General features: G+C 65.4%; 19 protein-coding genes, 1 tRNA gene and 1 pseudogene. 6 read left to right on the top strand and 15 right to left on the bottom strand.

Annotated elements, in window-relative coordinates; genetic code table 11:
* Positions 1–290: 290 nt before the first annotated feature.
* The 5 genes from rsmB to WS70_RS18470 all read left to right on the top strand — a co-directional run bounded on the left by rsmB (position 291) and on the right by WS70_RS18470 (position 5,523).
* On the top strand, positions 291–1,703 hold the full coding sequence (gene rsmB, locus WS70_RS18490) for a 16S rRNA (cytosine(967)-C(5))-methyltransferase RsmB (RefSeq protein WP_059471465.1): 1,413 nt from the start codon (positions 291–293) through the stop codon (positions 1,701–1,703).
* On the top strand, positions 1,700–2,290 hold the full coding sequence (locus WS70_RS18485; protein WP_059471466.1) for a DUF4390 domain-containing protein: 591 nt from the start codon (positions 1,700–1,702) through the stop codon (positions 2,288–2,290). Before rsmB ends, WS70_RS18485 begins: the two co-directional genes overlap by 4 nt.
* A 1-nt stretch (position 2,291) precedes the next feature.
* Positions 2,292–4,700, top strand: coding sequence for a sensor histidine kinase EsaS (gene esaS, locus WS70_RS18480; RefSeq protein ID WP_059471467.1), 2,409 nt, complete (start codon positions 2,292–2,294; stop codon positions 4,698–4,700).
* Positions 4,701–5,387: a response regulator transcription factor EsaR gene (gene esaR / locus WS70_RS18475; protein WP_059598193.1), complete on the top strand. Its 687-nt coding sequence runs from the start codon at positions 4,701–4,703 to the stop codon at positions 5,385–5,387.
* Between the two features lie 60 nt (positions 5,388–5,447).
* A tRNA-Phe gene (locus tag WS70_RS18470) sits at positions 5,448–5,523 on the top strand.
* Between the two features lie 172 nt (positions 5,524–5,695).
* Here WS70_RS18470 and WS70_RS33855 read toward each other — a convergent pair.
* From WS70_RS33855 to WS70_RS32430, 15 genes and pseudogenes are all read right to left on the bottom strand, one after another.
* Positions 5,696–6,040, bottom strand: a pseudogene (locus WS70_RS33855) (site-specific integrase); the annotation flags it as partial.
* A gap of 374 nt (positions 6,041–6,414) precedes the next feature.
* Positions 6,415–6,756 (bottom strand): helix-turn-helix domain-containing protein, encoded by a 342-nt coding sequence (locus WS70_RS18460; protein WP_076836148.1) that lies wholly within the window; start codon positions 6,754–6,756, stop codon positions 6,415–6,417.
* A complete protein-coding gene (locus tag WS70_RS32435; RefSeq protein ID WP_203235991.1) occupies positions 6,753–7,178 on the bottom strand; it encodes a hypothetical protein in 426 nt (141 codons plus the stop codon). Before WS70_RS32435 ends, WS70_RS18460 begins: the two co-directional genes overlap by 4 nt.
* A 278-nt stretch (positions 7,179–7,456) precedes the next feature.
* Positions 7,457–10,249: a toprim domain-containing protein gene (locus WS70_RS18450; RefSeq protein ID WP_108033980.1), complete on the bottom strand. Its 2,793-nt coding sequence runs from the start codon at positions 10,247–10,249 to the stop codon at positions 7,457–7,459.
* 11 nt (positions 10,250–10,260) lie between these two features.
* Positions 10,261–10,515, bottom strand: coding sequence for a hypothetical protein (locus tag WS70_RS18445; RefSeq protein ID WP_059596583.1), 255 nt, complete (start codon positions 10,513–10,515; stop codon positions 10,261–10,263).
* Positions 10,512–10,874 (bottom strand): hypothetical protein, encoded by a 363-nt coding sequence (locus WS70_RS18440; RefSeq protein WP_059596586.1) that lies wholly within the window; start codon positions 10,872–10,874, stop codon positions 10,512–10,514. Before WS70_RS18440 ends, WS70_RS18445 begins: the two co-directional genes overlap by 4 nt.
* Before the next feature lie 2 nt (positions 10,875–10,876).
* Complete coding sequence (locus tag WS70_RS18435; protein WP_059596582.1) at positions 10,877–11,083, bottom strand: hypothetical protein; 207 nt, start codon at positions 11,081–11,083, stop codon at positions 10,877–10,879.
* A 168-nt stretch (positions 11,084–11,251) separates the two neighbouring features.
* Positions 11,252–11,491, bottom strand: a complete 240-nt coding sequence (locus WS70_RS18430; protein ID WP_059596581.1) for a hypothetical protein — start codon at positions 11,489–11,491, stop codon at positions 11,252–11,254.
* 3 nt (positions 11,492–11,494) lie between these two features.
* Positions 11,495–11,689: a hypothetical protein gene (locus tag WS70_RS18425; protein WP_059596580.1), complete on the bottom strand. Its 195-nt coding sequence runs from the start codon at positions 11,687–11,689 to the stop codon at positions 11,495–11,497.
* Between the two features lie 43 nt (positions 11,690–11,732).
* The gene (locus WS70_RS18420) at positions 11,733–11,930 is read right to left on the bottom strand and encodes a hypothetical protein (RefSeq protein ID WP_045599893.1); all 198 of its coding nucleotides are present in this window, start codon (positions 11,928–11,930) and stop codon (positions 11,733–11,735) included.
* A 5-nt stretch (positions 11,931–11,935) separates the two neighbouring features.
* Entirely contained in the window at positions 11,936–12,154 is a 219-nt protein-coding gene (locus WS70_RS18415) for a hypothetical protein (RefSeq protein WP_059596579.1), read from the bottom strand.
* A 15-nt stretch (positions 12,155–12,169) separates the two neighbouring features.
* The gene (locus WS70_RS18410) at positions 12,170–12,718 is read right to left on the bottom strand and encodes a BRO-N domain-containing protein (RefSeq protein ID WP_059596578.1); all 549 of its coding nucleotides are present in this window, start codon (positions 12,716–12,718) and stop codon (positions 12,170–12,172) included.
* 85 nt (positions 12,719–12,803) lie between these two features.
* A complete protein-coding gene (locus tag WS70_RS18405) occupies positions 12,804–13,052 on the bottom strand; it encodes an Ogr/Delta-like zinc finger protein (RefSeq protein ID WP_059596577.1) in 249 nt (82 codons plus the stop codon).
* Positions 13,040–13,336, bottom strand: a complete 297-nt coding sequence (locus WS70_RS18400; protein ID WP_082722144.1) for a DNA-binding protein — start codon at positions 13,334–13,336, stop codon at positions 13,040–13,042. The genes WS70_RS18405 and WS70_RS18400 overlap by 13 nt, the downstream gene beginning before the upstream one ends.
* Before the next feature lie 3 nt (positions 13,337–13,339).
* Positions 13,340–13,576: a hypothetical protein gene (locus WS70_RS32430; protein WP_004524462.1), complete on the bottom strand. Its 237-nt coding sequence runs from the start codon at positions 13,574–13,576 to the stop codon at positions 13,340–13,342.
* A gap of 83 nt (positions 13,577–13,659) precedes the next feature.
* Between WS70_RS32430 and WS70_RS18390 the strand changes: the two genes are divergently transcribed.
* Positions 13,660–14,118 carry a helix-turn-helix domain-containing protein gene (locus tag WS70_RS18390; protein WP_059596576.1) on the top strand — a complete coding sequence of 153 codons (459 nt, stop codon included), beginning with the start codon at positions 13,660–13,662 and terminating at the stop codon, positions 14,116–14,118.
* Positions 14,119–14,148 lie beyond the last annotated feature (30 nt).

Genomic DNA, 14,148 nt, shown 5'->3' with positions numbered 1-14,148 from the left:
TGTTGCCCGTTGCCCGTTGCCCGTTGCTCGCCGATGAGCCGAAGGAACGGAACAGCCTGATTCGTTTATCCCGAACGGACCCGCGCCCGCCAGCCGACGGCTCCCGGACCCAACCGGCCACGCATCGTCCGCTGCCCGACGCGTAATTCCACCAACGCAGCCTTGCCACCCGAACAGGCGAGCCGCTCGCCCGGCGCGCTACAATATCCCGCTCACCGGCCGCGGGCCAGCCTCCGGCACATCCCTACCACCGCCCGGCGCCACTGCGTGCCGCAGGCACTGCTGATCCGATGACCCACACTCGCTCTTCCCGTTCCCGCGCATCCGGCGCGCCCGCTCGCGCCACGCGCCTGTCGACGTTGCACCTCGTACCCGATTCGCTCGGCTTCGCGCTCGACGCCGCCGCGCAAGCGGTCGACGCGGTCAATCGCGGCGCGGCGCTGCCCGCCGCGCTTGCAGCCGTCCAGACGACGCTGCCCGCGGGCACGCAACCGGGGCCGCGCGGCGCGATCCAGGACATCGCTTATCGCGCGGTGCGCCGCCGCGGCGCGGCCGACTGGCTGATCGCGCAATTCGTCGCCAAAGCGCCGCATGCGCACGTGCATGCGCTGCTAGTCTGCGCGTTCGCGCTTCTCGTCGACGACGACGAGCATGCCGCGTATGCGCCCTTCACCGTCGTCGACCAGGCCGTGACCGCCGTCGGCGCGCGCCGCGAGTGCTCGTTCGCGAAGGGGCTCGTCAACGCGGTGCTGCGTCGTTTCCTGCGCGAACGGGCTGCGTGGATCGAGCGGCTGCAGTCCGATCGCCGTGCACGCTGGAACTACGAGACGTGGTGGATCGACGCGGTCGAGCGCGCGTGGCCCGCCGCATGGCAGCGCATACTCGCCGCGGGCGACACGCCCGGCCCGCTGACGCTGCGCGTGAACGCGCGCCGCATGACGGCCGACGCATATCACGATGTGCTGCGCGCCGAGCAGATCGACGCCGAGAAAATCGGCCGCCACGCGATACGGCTTGCGTCGCCGCTGCCGGTCGAGCGCATTCCGGGCTTCGTGGACGGCGTCGTGTCGGTCCAGGATGCAGGCGCGCAGCTCGCGGCCGAATGGCTCGGCGCGCGCGACGGCATGCGTGTGCTCGACGCGTGCGCGGCGCCCGGCGGCAAGACGGGTCACATCCTCGAGCTTGCGGACGTCGAAGTCGTCGCGCTCGAAAGCGATCCGGCGCGCGCGCCGCGCATCGGCGAAAACCTCGCGAGGCTGTCGCTTGCGGCCGACGTGCGCATAGGCGATGCGGGCGATCCTGCGCAATGGCACGATGGACGCCCGTTCGACCGAATCCTCGCGGACGTGCCGTGCTCGGCGTCGGGCATCGTGCGCCGCCATCCGGACATCCGCTGGCTGCGTCGCGCGGCCGATATTCCCGCGCTCGTTGTCGAGCAGCGCCGCATTCTCGCCGCGCTCTGGCCGCTCGTGAAACTGGGCGGCGAACTGTTGTACGCGACCTGCTCGATCTTTCCGGAAGAGGGCGAGCTGCAGGCGCGCTGGTTTGGAGACGCCTATCAAGATGCGGTACGATTGGACGCGCCCGGGCAGTTGCTGCCGCAGGGCGCGTCAGGGGGGGCGCCGGCCATCGGGGGATCGAGCGAGCCCGGCCGGCATGTCGATCACGACGGATTTTTCTACGCGCGCTTTCAGAAACGGTGACGATCAAACGCTTCTTTCCACTCCGGCTCGCGGCCGTGCTTTGGGTCGCGCTGACGCTGTGTCTCGCTGCCGTTCCTTTCGCACACGCCGATCCGGTCGCCGTGCAGCGCGCGTCGCTGCAGTCGGACGGCAGCGGCTGGAGCCTCGACGCGCGTTTCGATTTCGAGCTCAACAGCAGCCTGGAGGACGCGGTCAACAAAGGCGTGCCGCTTTATTTCACGACCGATTTCGAACTGAGCCGCGCGCGCTGGTATTGGTTCGACGAGCAGCCGGTGTCGGTGTCGCAGACGATCCGACTGTCGTTCCAGCCGCTCACGCGCGAATACCGCGTGTCGACGGGCGGCTTGCAGCTCGGCTTTCCGTCGCTGAAGGAGGCGCTCGCGGTGGTCAAGCACGTGACGTCCTGGCACGTGATCGACAAGAACCAGGTGCGCTCGGGCGAAACGTATACCGCGTCGGTGCGGATGCAGCTCGACACCGCGCTGATGCCGAAGCCGTTCCAGGTCGACGCGGTGAACAACCGCGACTGGAGTCTCGTTTCCGACTGGAAGCGCTTTACTTTCACGGTGGCCGAACGTGCTAAATAAAATGCGCGTCCGCCGCGCGACGAGCGGAAAGAGCCTCCTCATACGCGTGATCGTGTCGACCGTCGCAATCACGGCGCTTCTGCTGCTCGTGCTGCTCGCGGCCGCGAGCGCGAACACCGAGTTCTTCGATCGCTACTACTCGTGGCTCTACTCGGCGAACATCATCGTCGCGCTCGTGTTCCTGCTCGTCGTGCTCGGGCTCGTCGGGATGATCGTCGCGCGCCTGCGCAAGGGCAAGTTCGGCACGCGGCTGCTCGCGAAGCTCGCGGTGTTCTTCACGCTAGTCGGCGTCGTGCCGGGCGGGATCATCTATATCGTGTCGTATCAGTTCGTGTCGCGCAGCATCGAGTCCTGGTTCGACGTCAACGTCGAGACGGCGCTTACCGCGGGCCTCAATCTCGGCCGCGGGATGCTCGACACGTCGCTCGCGGACCTGCAGACGAAGGCGCACCTGATGTCCGAGCAGCTCGCGAGCGCCGACAGCAACACGAACGGCACGACGCTCACGCTGCTGCGCCTGCGCGACCAGTTCGGCGTGCAGGATGCGACGATCGTGGAGCCGGGCCGCGGCAACGGCGCGTCGCCCGACGTGCACATCGTCGCGCAGGCCTCGGGCAACTTCGCCGCGCTGATTCCGGACGACATGCCGACGCCGCTGATGCTGGGCCAGGCGCGCGAGCACGGCGGCTATGCGGCGATCGAGGGCGAAGTCGACGGTGACCCGCGCGCGCACGGGTCGAAGGGCGCATTGCGTCTGCGCGTCGTGCAGCGCATTCCCGATGCGACGACGGCGCTGCTGCAGCCCGACGAGCGCTTCCTGCAACTCACGCAGCCGGTGTCGCCGACGCTCGCGCGCAACGCCGACGCGGTGCAGCGCGCGTATCGCGAATATCAGGAGAAGTCGCTCGGCCGCAGCGGGCTGCGCAAGATGTACATCGGCACGCTGACGCTCGCCCTCTTCCTCGCGACGTTCATCGCGATGATGATCGCGCTCGCGCTCGGCAACCAGCTCGCGCGGCCGCTGTTCCTGCTCGCGCAGGGCACGAAGGAGGTCGCGGAAGGCGACTACACGCCGAAGCGCGAGATCAAGACGCGCGACGAGCTCGGCTTCCTCACCCAGTCGTTCAACGCAATGACGCGGCAGCTTTCGGAGGCGCGCCTCGCGGTCGAGAAGAACCGCGTCGCGCTCGAACATTCGAAAACCTATCTCGAGAGCATTCTCGCGAACCTGACGGCGGGCGTGTTCGTGCTCGACCGCCAGTTCCGCCTGACGACCGCGAACCGCGGCGCCGAGCGGATCTTCCGGCAGCCGTTCAACTCGCTGATCGGCACGACGCTCGATCAGATCGGCGTCGTCGCGGAGTTCGGCGCGATGGTGAGAAAGGCGTTCGCCGATCGCGAGGCGGCGGGTCGGGGCGGCGGCGAGGATCGCGGCCACTGGCAGCAGCAGTTCGCGGTCGAGGTGCCGGGCGAGGCCGATCCGCTGACGCTGCTCGTGCGCGGCACGCGGCTCGTGTCGACGGCGGCCGCGCCGGGCCAGCTCGACGATCCGCAGACGTCGGGCTACGTCGTCGTGTTCGACGACATCTCCGACGTGATCTCGGCGCAGCGCTCGGTCGCGTGGGGCGAAGTCGCGCGGCGGCTTGCGCACGAGATCAAGAATCCGCTCACGCCGATCCAGTTGTCGGCCGAGCGTCTGCAGATGAAGCTCTCCGACAAGCTCGCGCCGCCCGATGCCGAAGTGCTGAAGCGCGGCGCGACGACGATCGTCAATCAGGTGGCCGCAATGAAGCGGATGGTCGACGATTTTCGCGAGTACGCACGCACGCCGACCGCGGTGCTCGTCAACTTGCAGCTGAACGATCTGGTGAGCGAAGTATTGACGCTCTACGGCGTCGGCGAAGGCAAGAGCACGATCGTCGTCGAGCAGACGCCGCTTCCGGTGATCCGCGGCGATGCGACGCAACTGCGTCAGGTGATTCACAATTTGCTGCAGAACGCGCAGGATTCGGTCGCCGACGTCGAGCATCCCCGTGTGTTGCTCGAAACCAAGACAGTAGAATATGGCGATCCCGACGCAGACGGCAAAACGCGCGTCGCGGTTCGGCTGACCGTCTCGGACAACGGTCCGGGTTTTCCGGCGCGCATCCTGACGCGCGCGTTCGAGCCCTACGTGACGACGAAGGCGAAGGGCACGGGGCTCGGCCTCGCGACGGTGAAGAAGATCGTCGACGAGCATGGTGCGCGGATCGATCTGCGCAATCGCATGCACGGCGACGTCGTGGAAGGCGCGCAGGTCTCGATCCTGTTCCTGCAACTCGCGGACGATGCAGCGGGCGCCGGGGGCGGAGCGAACGGCGGCACGGCACCCGCCAAGACAAGAGCAACTGTGCAGACAAAGGCAGCGTAAATGGCAACCATCCTGGTGGTAGATGATGAAATGGGCATCCGGGAATTGCTCTCGGAGATCCTCAGCGACGAAGGGCACGTCGTCGACGTCGCGGAGAACGCGCAGGCCGCGCGCGACTACCGGCTGCAACATGCGCCCGATCTCGTGCTGCTCGACATCTGGATGCCCGACACCGACGGCGTCACGTTGCTGAAGGAGTGGGCAAGCCAAGGACAACTGACGATGCCCGTCATCATGATGTCGGGGCATGCGACGATCGACACGGCCGTCGAGGCGACGAAGATCGGCGCGCTCGATTTCCTCGAGAAGCCGATCACGCTTCAGAAGCTGCTGAAGTCGGTCGAGCACGGCCTTGCGCGCGGCGCGGCGCCGCTGCCGGCGAACCCGGCGGCGAAGCAGGCGGCGGGGGCGTCGTCGGTCGCGTCGGCGGCCGCGTTGCCGACGTTCAACGACGATTCGGACGCGGCGCTCGCGGACCACACGACGGCGGCGATTCCGTTCGACATTCCGCTGCGCGAGGCGCGCGACGCGTTCGAGCGCGCGTACTTCGAGTATCACCTCGCTCGCGAGAACGGCAGCATGACGCGCGTCGCGGAGAAGACGGGCCTCGAGCGCACGCACTTGTATAGGAAGCTAAAGCAACTCGGCGTCGAGCTCGGCAAGAAGCCCGCCGAAGGCGCGGCATAAATTTTTTGCACAAGGGGCTTGATCGCTGTCTGACGCATTGCTATAATTTTCCTTCTTCGTGGCCCGGTAGCTCAGTTGGTAGAGCAGCGGATTGAAAATCCGCGTGTCGGTGGTTCGATTCCGCCCCAGGCCACCAGATTTGACAAGGGTTCCGAGCAATCGGAACCCTTTTCTATTTCTGGCGGTGTGCCAGATTTGTGCCGCAGTGTGCCGATGTTGTCCGCGTAAGCCGCCACGTGGTCCCGCCCGAGGTGCGCGTAGCGCAGCACCATCTGATAGCTGGCCCATCCCCCGAGCTGCTGAAGGATTGGCAGAGGCGTGCCGGCCTGAACGTGCCAGCTCGCCCACGTGTGCCGCAGATCATGAAAGCGCAACCCTGACAGGCCCGCTCGCACGCATGCCTTTTGCCATGCGTGGTTGTAGATGCGGCCGATGGGTGCCCCCTTGTACACGAACACGTAGCGCTTGTGCTGCCCCTGCTGCTCGCGCAGCACGCCCAACGAGTCTTCGTTCAGCGGCACGGAAATCACCTTGCCGGCTTTGGCCTGGTCGGCATGAATCCACGCCAGCGCCCGCTCTCGATCGACCTGCGCCCATTCCAGCAGTCGCACGTTCGATTCACGCAGCCCCGTCGCCAACGCAAACCGCGCCATCTGTCGCAGGTGCGTCGGCAGTTCTTCCAGTAGCCGTTGCGCTTGCGCGCGGGTAAGCCAGGTCAGGCGTGCGCTGTTCTCCCGCAGCTTGCGAATCGGGGGAACCGCGTCGATCCACCCCTCCGCGTGGCAGTGATGCAGGATGACCGAGAGCGCGGCCATGTGCCGGTTCACCGTCGCGCCTGCTACCGGACTACCGCGGTACTTCTCGGCCGCCTTCGTCTCGATCAGCGCCTGGATGCGTTCGCGATCGATGTTGCGGACGTTCTCTCCCTTCAGTTGATCCGTTAGCCAGCGCAGGCGCTGTTTGGTGGTCTCCAGCGAGCGCTGATGCTGGTTCTGCTTGAGCCAATGTACGACCGCCGCGTCCCACGTTACGGCCGGCCGCTCGCCGAGCTTTTTTTGCCGCCAGTAATCGCTCGCAACCTTGGCGGCAAGTTCTTCCGCCGCCCTACGGTCCGAGGTGCCAGAAGATTGTCTAATTCGCGAGCCGTCGATGCTGAGGTCGAACCACCAAGGGCCATTTTTTTGTCGCTTGTAGAACCGCATTTCCCACCTGTTTTTTCGTATTGCTGTCTGAGCCAATCTATCACGTCGACATCCACGAGAACCCACGCTCGACCGATCTTTGCGGCCGGCAGTCCGTGGCGGCGGATGCATTCGGACACGGTTTCGGGCGTCGTGAACAACCACGCTGCCGCTTCTTCCAGATTCATCGTTCGCATCTTGAGCGCCTCACGTTCAGGCCCGCGTGGAAGGGATACACGCAGCGCAACTCATGGAATGATGGTTTGAGGTCATTTTTATGGGTAACTGTTTGATTCATAACATATTCGTCTGCCATCAATTGCCACCATTCAGGCATGGCGACCCTCAAAAACTCGTGGCCTAAAAAATAGGCAGCATCCTTCACTGATGGCAAAACGCACCCGACTCGTGGCACGGCTTTTCGGCTGATTTCCTGCCCTTCTACGTATTCTTTCTTCTTCTTTTTCAATGAATTAGAGAGAAGAGAAAAAGGAGCGACGGCGGCCGACGCAAAAACCGGACTGGTGGCAAAAACGGCTCGACTCGTGGCAAATGCGGGGCGACACATGGCGGCACTCTTCTCAACAATCAAAGACTTACGAGCGGACACCCGCGAAATCCACGATTCGCGTGCGCTGCCTGCCCGGTCGCTGTGGAAAATTTCGCCCGCGCGGCCCCGCTTCCTCTCGGCTCGCGCTGTTGCCCGGCTGTTTCGACTCGCGGGGGGAACGGGGGGAAGTGAACCAAGCGGCGGCCGCGGGTTGGCGTGCGCCGACTGCTGCGCGCATCGGCGCACGCAGCGGAAACCCGATTTCAGGGCCGCTACGCGGCCGGAATGAACGAGGGAAGGGGCACGGCCGCACGGCGGCCGCGATGGCTGAGAGCGGGTCATGCGTGCCCCCGTTCGAGTGCATCGGTCGCCAGGTCATCGCGGATCGACACGTGCAGGCCGAACACGGCCAGGCGCTCGAGCGAAACCGGCGTGAGGTAGGGCACGCGGCGGGTGTAAATGCGGCGCTCGACTTCCTTCTCGCCGACCACGACGCCGGCGTGCTTGAGCTGCGCCTTGAACACGCGGTCGGACTTCACAGGCAGCCCGTTCCATTTGTCGCGTAGCGCGCTCGTGTGCGCGAGGTGGTCCATCACGTGGCCCGTGCGCAGCAACAGGCAGAACTCGCCGTCGACCGTATCGAAGGTGTACGGGTGTTTGTAGTTGCCGCCGTCGATCTCCGACAGCACCGTTTCCATGATCCAGACCCACGGCTCGCGATCGGCGCTCGTCTCGGCGACGTGGCCGTTCATTTCCGCGATCAGGTCATGCGGAAAGCCACCCTCGCTCGGGTCCATGCCGGCGAATTCGCAGAGATAGCGCCAGGCGAGCGCGATCGCCGCATAGTTGGCGGCCATGCGAGTCGCGCCGTCGTCAGCGCCGCTCGCGATGCACTTCGCGAGCGCCTTGTCGCGCAGCGTCGCGTACTGTTCGAGCACGGCGCGCTTGTCGAGGCTCGCGAGGTACTCGAGCCACTGCCGAACCGGGAAGCGCGGCAGATCGTCGGGCAGCAGCGGGCCGCGCTTACCGGTCAGCGTCGTGCGCACGAGCTTGCCGAGCAGGCTGCGCACGGGCACGTCTTCGCCGGCCAGCATCACGGGCGCGCACAACAGGTATTCGGTCATGTCGGTGCCGCGGCGCGTCACGGTGTACTGGTAGTTCTCCTGCAACAGCCCGACCGCCTTGTCGATCACGTCCTGTCGACGTGCGGAAAGCTCTTCCCATCCGACCGGGTGGCTCGTATGGCTGATGCTCGTCAGCAGCCGGAATTCGGTTTGCAGCGACTGCCCGGAGAACATCGTGAACGCGAGCGTGCGCTCGAGGCGCTTGATGAGCGTCGACTTGCCGGCGCCCTTGTTCGCCTGGATCGTGATGTGCGGCCAGAAACCGAGCAGTGCCTTCAGGTGGCCGCCGAGCGCCCACACGAGCGGTATCGTCGCGGCGTTCTGCTTGAACGTCGTCTGGTAGGCCGTAATGACGCGACGCGCGTCGCTGGCCGGGCCGCTCGGGAACGTCAGGTTGTGATACGGGCACTGCTTGTCGGCTTCGGTGAAGTAGCAGTCCGGCCCCTCGTTGACGATCAGGCGGCCGTCGCGCCACGCGAGCCCGACGAAGTTCGCCGCCTGGCGCGCGCCGAGGTCGGCGCCGCGCTCAAGGATGTTCACCATCCGCTTGAACGGCGCCGGCGTCCAGATCGGGCCGAACTTGCCCCACTGGTCGACGTTGTGGAGCTGGTCGTCGAGCATCACGCGGCGGACGAGCTGCGCGCCGTGCCGCGGCGTCTGCACGGACACGGCGAAGTAGACGGTCGGCGCTTGGTCGGCGTCGCCCGTCATCGTCGACGTCGCGCTCGCGACCGATACGCGACTGATGCCGGCGATGCGAAAGCCGCATAGGTCCGTCATCACGGGCGTTTCTACGCCTGACTCGTCGTTTCGGTCCATCTTCGTGATGTAGCTCGTGAAGTCGGGCCGCACGCGGAAGCGCCAGTACTGCGCGAAGTCATGCGACGGCAGATAAATGCGCGGCCGGCCGCGGCGCGACGCGTCGCCCGCCAGGCCGGCGATGAGCCACGGCTCGAGCTGCTCGAGCGCGCGCGCGAGCTCGGCCGGGCCGCGCAGTTGCAGGTAGTCGTTCACGTCGTTGATCGGCTGCTGCTTCGTTTCGCCGTCCGCCAGATCGGCGAGCCAGCCGGCTTGGTCGACGAGCACGGCGCTGATGTTAAGGCTCGCGAGACGCTCGTAAAGCGCCCACGCGGCTTCCGGGCCGGGACGGTGACCGGCGCGCGGATGGCCGTCCGCGAACGGCTCGTCGTTGTCGAGGCAGATCACGACTTGCTTTCCGCGCAGCGACGAGAAGTCGATCGCGTCGACATTGGCGAGGCCGCGCAGCGCGAGCGCCGCAGCGCCGGGCATCGCGCAGGTGTCGATCGACAGCGCGTTGATTGCGCTTTCGACGATGAATACGCGCTTCGCCTTGTCGAGACGCCGGGCGTCGACGGTCCAGCCGTAGCCGGCCTTGTCGCCCTGTGTTTGCGTCTTGACGCCGCCATTGAGCGCCGGGTCGACATAGCGCATGTCGACGGCGACGACGCGGCCGTCGGCCGGCTCGCGCACGATGAATGCGGCGGCCGGGCCAGCGTGCCCGACTTCGCCGGCGGCGACTTTCGAACTCGTCCACGTGTTGAAGCCGAGCGAGCGCGCGGCGAACGCGGCGTCGATCGCCGCGGCCGTAATGCCGCGGCCGCCGAGGTACTCACGCACGCGGTCGCGCTCGGCGAGGCAGCGATCGGCGATGTATTCGACGGTCGACTTCTCGCGGCGCTCTGCCGGTGCCGGCCGATCAAGCGGGATGCCGTAGGCGTCGTGCAGGTAGCGCACCGCGTCGGCGACCGTGCCGCCGCGCGCGTGAATTACCAGGTCGATGCACGAGCCGCCGGCGTCGGCGCTGTGATCGCGCCAGCCGGTGCCGTGCTTTGGGTGGTTCACGTAGATCGACAGGGACGGGCTTTTGTCCTCGTGCTGCGGTGAGTGATAGAGCGCCTTGTCGCCGCCGCGGCCGCGCTTGAGGCCGAGGCGGTCGGCGAGGTCGTGCAGGTCGATTCGTTGTTTCAGTTCGTCGATCGTGGCCATTTTTGTGTTTGCTACTTGGGTTGCTGCGGTGTGCGGTCGGTGGGGTTGCCGGTCGTGGCCGGGCTGAACACGACGGCGTTCAGTGCAGCGGCGGACTCGGGGAAGGCGAGGGCAAGGCGGTCGCTGAGCGCCGCGACGAACAGGCCGAGCATGCATTGCCGCTGAAGGCTGCCCGGCTTGTTGTCGAAGCGCAGCGTGCCGGCGGCCGCGGCGATCGCGGAGGCGAGCGCGACGTCGTGCGGCGCGCGGGTCGAGTCGTGCTTCATGCGGGAATCCTCCCGAGAATGGCGTGTTCGTTCTGTTGGATTCGATGCACGGCGATTTGCAGATCGGCGCGTGCCGTCATGGCTTCATCGAGCATGTCGCGCAGCCGGCGCTTGTTGCGCTCGAGGTTTGCGGCCGCGTGCGCGATCGCGGCGTCGCGCGTCGGGCCGACGCCGGCCGCCATGCCGGAAGCGAGGTGGGTCACGGCCCACTTCTCGGGATGGCCGTTTGGCGCGTGGCGCTCCATGTGAACGCCGAAGGTTGCGCCGGCTTCGTTCGGAATCACGACGTGGTCGCCGCTCACAGTGCGAAGGCCGGCGGTCGTCATGAGCTCGTAGCGGATCGAAGTAGTCGTCGTCATGCTCACCACTCCCCGGCGAGGCCGCCGAGCTCTTCTAGGCGCGAACAAACATCGATCCGCAGTGCACAACTCGCCCACGGGAAGTGCCCGTGAAGTTTCAGCGCTCGGAGTTCTGCGATTTGCTCGCACATCACGTAGCGGACGGCATTCCGATAACGGATCTCCGAATTCGTGTCGTCCGCCGGAAGTTGTTCAGAAAATTGGGTCATGTCACCCTCGAAAAAGCCGGGGCGTCGTGCGGACCGCCCCGGAAAAACGCCGCGCCCCGAGGCATCGGGGAGTGCGCGCGGCGTGAAAGTGGATGCGCTATCGGGCGATGCGTTGCGACAGCGCGTTTGTGAATCGCCTCGAGCTCGTCGACGACGGCCGACGCCGCGCTATGTGGGCTTGGCCTGGTTGGCTTTGGCCGTCGCGCGTTCATATGCGTCGCGATCCGCCCACACGATCAGGCCCACGCGGCCGGCGCCGCACGCGGCATCGGTCGCCGTGATGGCGTCGGTTTCGAACGACACACGCGTTCCTTGCCGCATGACGCGGACATTCGTCATGCACTGCTCGAGGAGTTGGAAACCGAGGTGGTCGTCGCCAATCTCGGCGAAAAATTCCGTGAGCGTCATGGCTTACCTCCGCGGCGGAACGGACCAGGCCAGCGCAGCGACCAGGGCGACCAATGCGGCGACGCCGATCGCGAATGCGATGGTGCGCGCGTGGCGAACATCGAACAGGCGCAGCACGTCGGCGGTCAGGCAGTGAATGCCCGTGAGCGAGAACGAGAGCATCAGCAGTACGCCGACGCTGAAAACGTAGGGTTTCATCGTGTGGTTCCTCATGTATGCGCCGGCAGCCGGCGCAGTTGGGTCAGTCGTCGGTGTCGTTTGCCGCGCAGCGCTTTGCGTCGAAGCTGCACCGCAAGCGGACGTATTCGCGGTCCTGCATCGCGCGCGCCGCGGATTCGACGACCAGGCGAACCGCGGGCGGGGCCGTGTCGATGTCGCCGACCATGCGCAGGCGCGACCAGGCCGCACGCAGCTCGAGCTCGGAGAGAGGCGCGCGCATCGTGGTCAGTGCAGGAGCCTGACGGTCGGCACGAGGGCGGGCATGTCGGCGTCAGCATCCCAGCGTCCGCCGAGTGCATAACCGAGCTTGCGGGCGGCGCCGAGAAACACGACTGCGTCGACGTCGGCGTTCCAGAGGGTGCGCAGGTATTCGCGGCGCTTCTCCAACGGAAGGTCAGAGACGATGAAGGGAAAAATGAGCGGGGCCGCAGCGGAGGTCGCCATATTCGTCTCCTTCTTTCAGTTGGCGAGGGACTGTTGCTTGAGGCCGGGCGCGAGCGTGTCGAGGTCCGTAGTCGACATGCCGAGGAGCCGGGAGACGTGGCGAAGGTTGGCGTACAGTTCGAGTGCGACCCCGCGCTCGGTGGTGCGGGACAGATCCTTTGCGAGCATGCCGCGGTAACGCAGAGCTGACAGGCGCTGCGAGACGGTGAGGCGTCCGGTCTGTTGCGGGACGAGGCGACCCTCGAGTACGTCGAGCACCCATGCGCGGAACGACTTCGCGCGATCGGTGCGAGCAAGCATGCCGAGCAGGTAGCAGCCGCGTGGGCTGAAGATGCGGACCTGTTGGCGGCCGCCGGCGGTGTCGAGCTCGACGAGTTGGGTCATTTCGTCGGTGAATTCGTCGGCGTTGCGGTCGTACAGGTTCTGGATGTTTTGCGCCGGATTTTGGTATGCCAAGGCATATCCAATTTGGATACCCCTTAGCCACGGCACATCGTGAATATCGACGACATCGAACTCGACGTTTTCGAATACGAGGACAGCGGATGAAGCTGCGCTTTGCATGGACAACTCCTTTCTTCGGGCAAAAAAAGCCCCTCGCGCCAGGTAGGCACGATGCGAGGGGAAACAGCGGAAGCGGGTTAGGGCGCTAGACGGGCAGCTCGAGCTGCTGTGCGAGGCGTTCGCGCACGTGCGGCGAGAGCGGCAGATTCAGCGATAGATTCGGCGTTGCGGACGGCGACAGGGTGCGTGCGAATTCCATGTTCACGACGTAGGTGTGACCGCATTCCGGGTTGTTGCACTGATACGTGACTTCGCGGAAGGTCCACGACATTTCGCGGCTGCTGCGTGCGGTGGCACGCGTGCGGCAGTGAGGGCAGCGGTTCAGGATTCGCATGACGAACTCCCTGGGCGGCATTCGCCGTAGCCGCGGCGGGCGCATTCGCAATGCACACCGACTTCGCCTAGTGTGGCAACGGCATCGAGGTATTTGCGGGTGACGAGAACGAAGCCGACTGCGGCGACGAGCGTGTCGATTTTGTCGATCACGACTCCCTGCCCGCCGCTGAGGAAACGGCTGACCTGGGAGTCATCCCATCCAAGAGCTTGTTGCACGTCCTGACGCCTGGGGCCGTGCAGAGCATGACGAAGCGCCGGTTCGATAAGGGCAGGGTTTCGCATGACTCAATGCCCCACAACGGGATTTGCGTGCGCTTGCGCGCTCGCATCGGTAACTTTGGCCTGATACCGCTCAACCCCTTCGAGGTAGATTAGTCGCGCGACGCTGGACGTCGAGCGATTTTGGGACGCGGACAGTTCTTCGAGTGTGCGGCGTTCGTCCGGCATGAGCCGCATATACACGGGCTTGTTGGACAACACGCCGCGCGGCGAGCGCGTAACGGGAGCTTTCTTGCGAAGCATGGCGGTATACTTCCCTTCGTTAACCTTGCACAACACTGATGATACACACCGAACGGTGTGTATGCAACGATAAATCAAACCATATGGTAAGTATCGGCGATCGATTGCGTGCGGAGCGGAAGCGCACGTCCCTATCGCAGCGCGCGTTTGCTGAGCGCGGAGGCGTTACGGAGAAGACGCAAGTTCTGTACGAAAAAGGGGAGCGAGTGCCTGATGCTGCGTATTTGGAGCAAGTTGCGGCGGCGGGGATCGATGTGCTCTACGTTCTTACTGGGCAGCGCAATGCATCCGAGCTGTCGGCAGACGAAGAAGTATTGCTGGCAGGGTATCGCTCGCTCGACGCAAAGGGGCGAGCCGGTGTGCTCGGCCTGATTGGGGGGATGACGCAGCAGGTTCCCGCCGCGTCGAAGGCCGCGAAAACCAGGACGGTTCATCAGAATTTCGAAGGGGCGAAGATCGGGAATCACGTGGTTGGCGACGTGACGGCCCCCTTCACAATCAACATGGGGGACGCAGGACGAAAGAAGAAGCGGGAAAGCTAACGCAACTGAGAGAAACAAACGGCAGGCCAG

It is taken from the genome of Burkholderia mayonis (assembly GCF_001523745.2).
Taxonomy (GTDB): domain Bacteria; phylum Pseudomonadota; class Gammaproteobacteria; order Burkholderiales; family Burkholderiaceae; genus Burkholderia; species Burkholderia mayonis.
The sequence above is the reverse complement of the archived record's forward strand: the minus strand, read 5'-3'. Positions and strand labels throughout refer to the sequence as shown.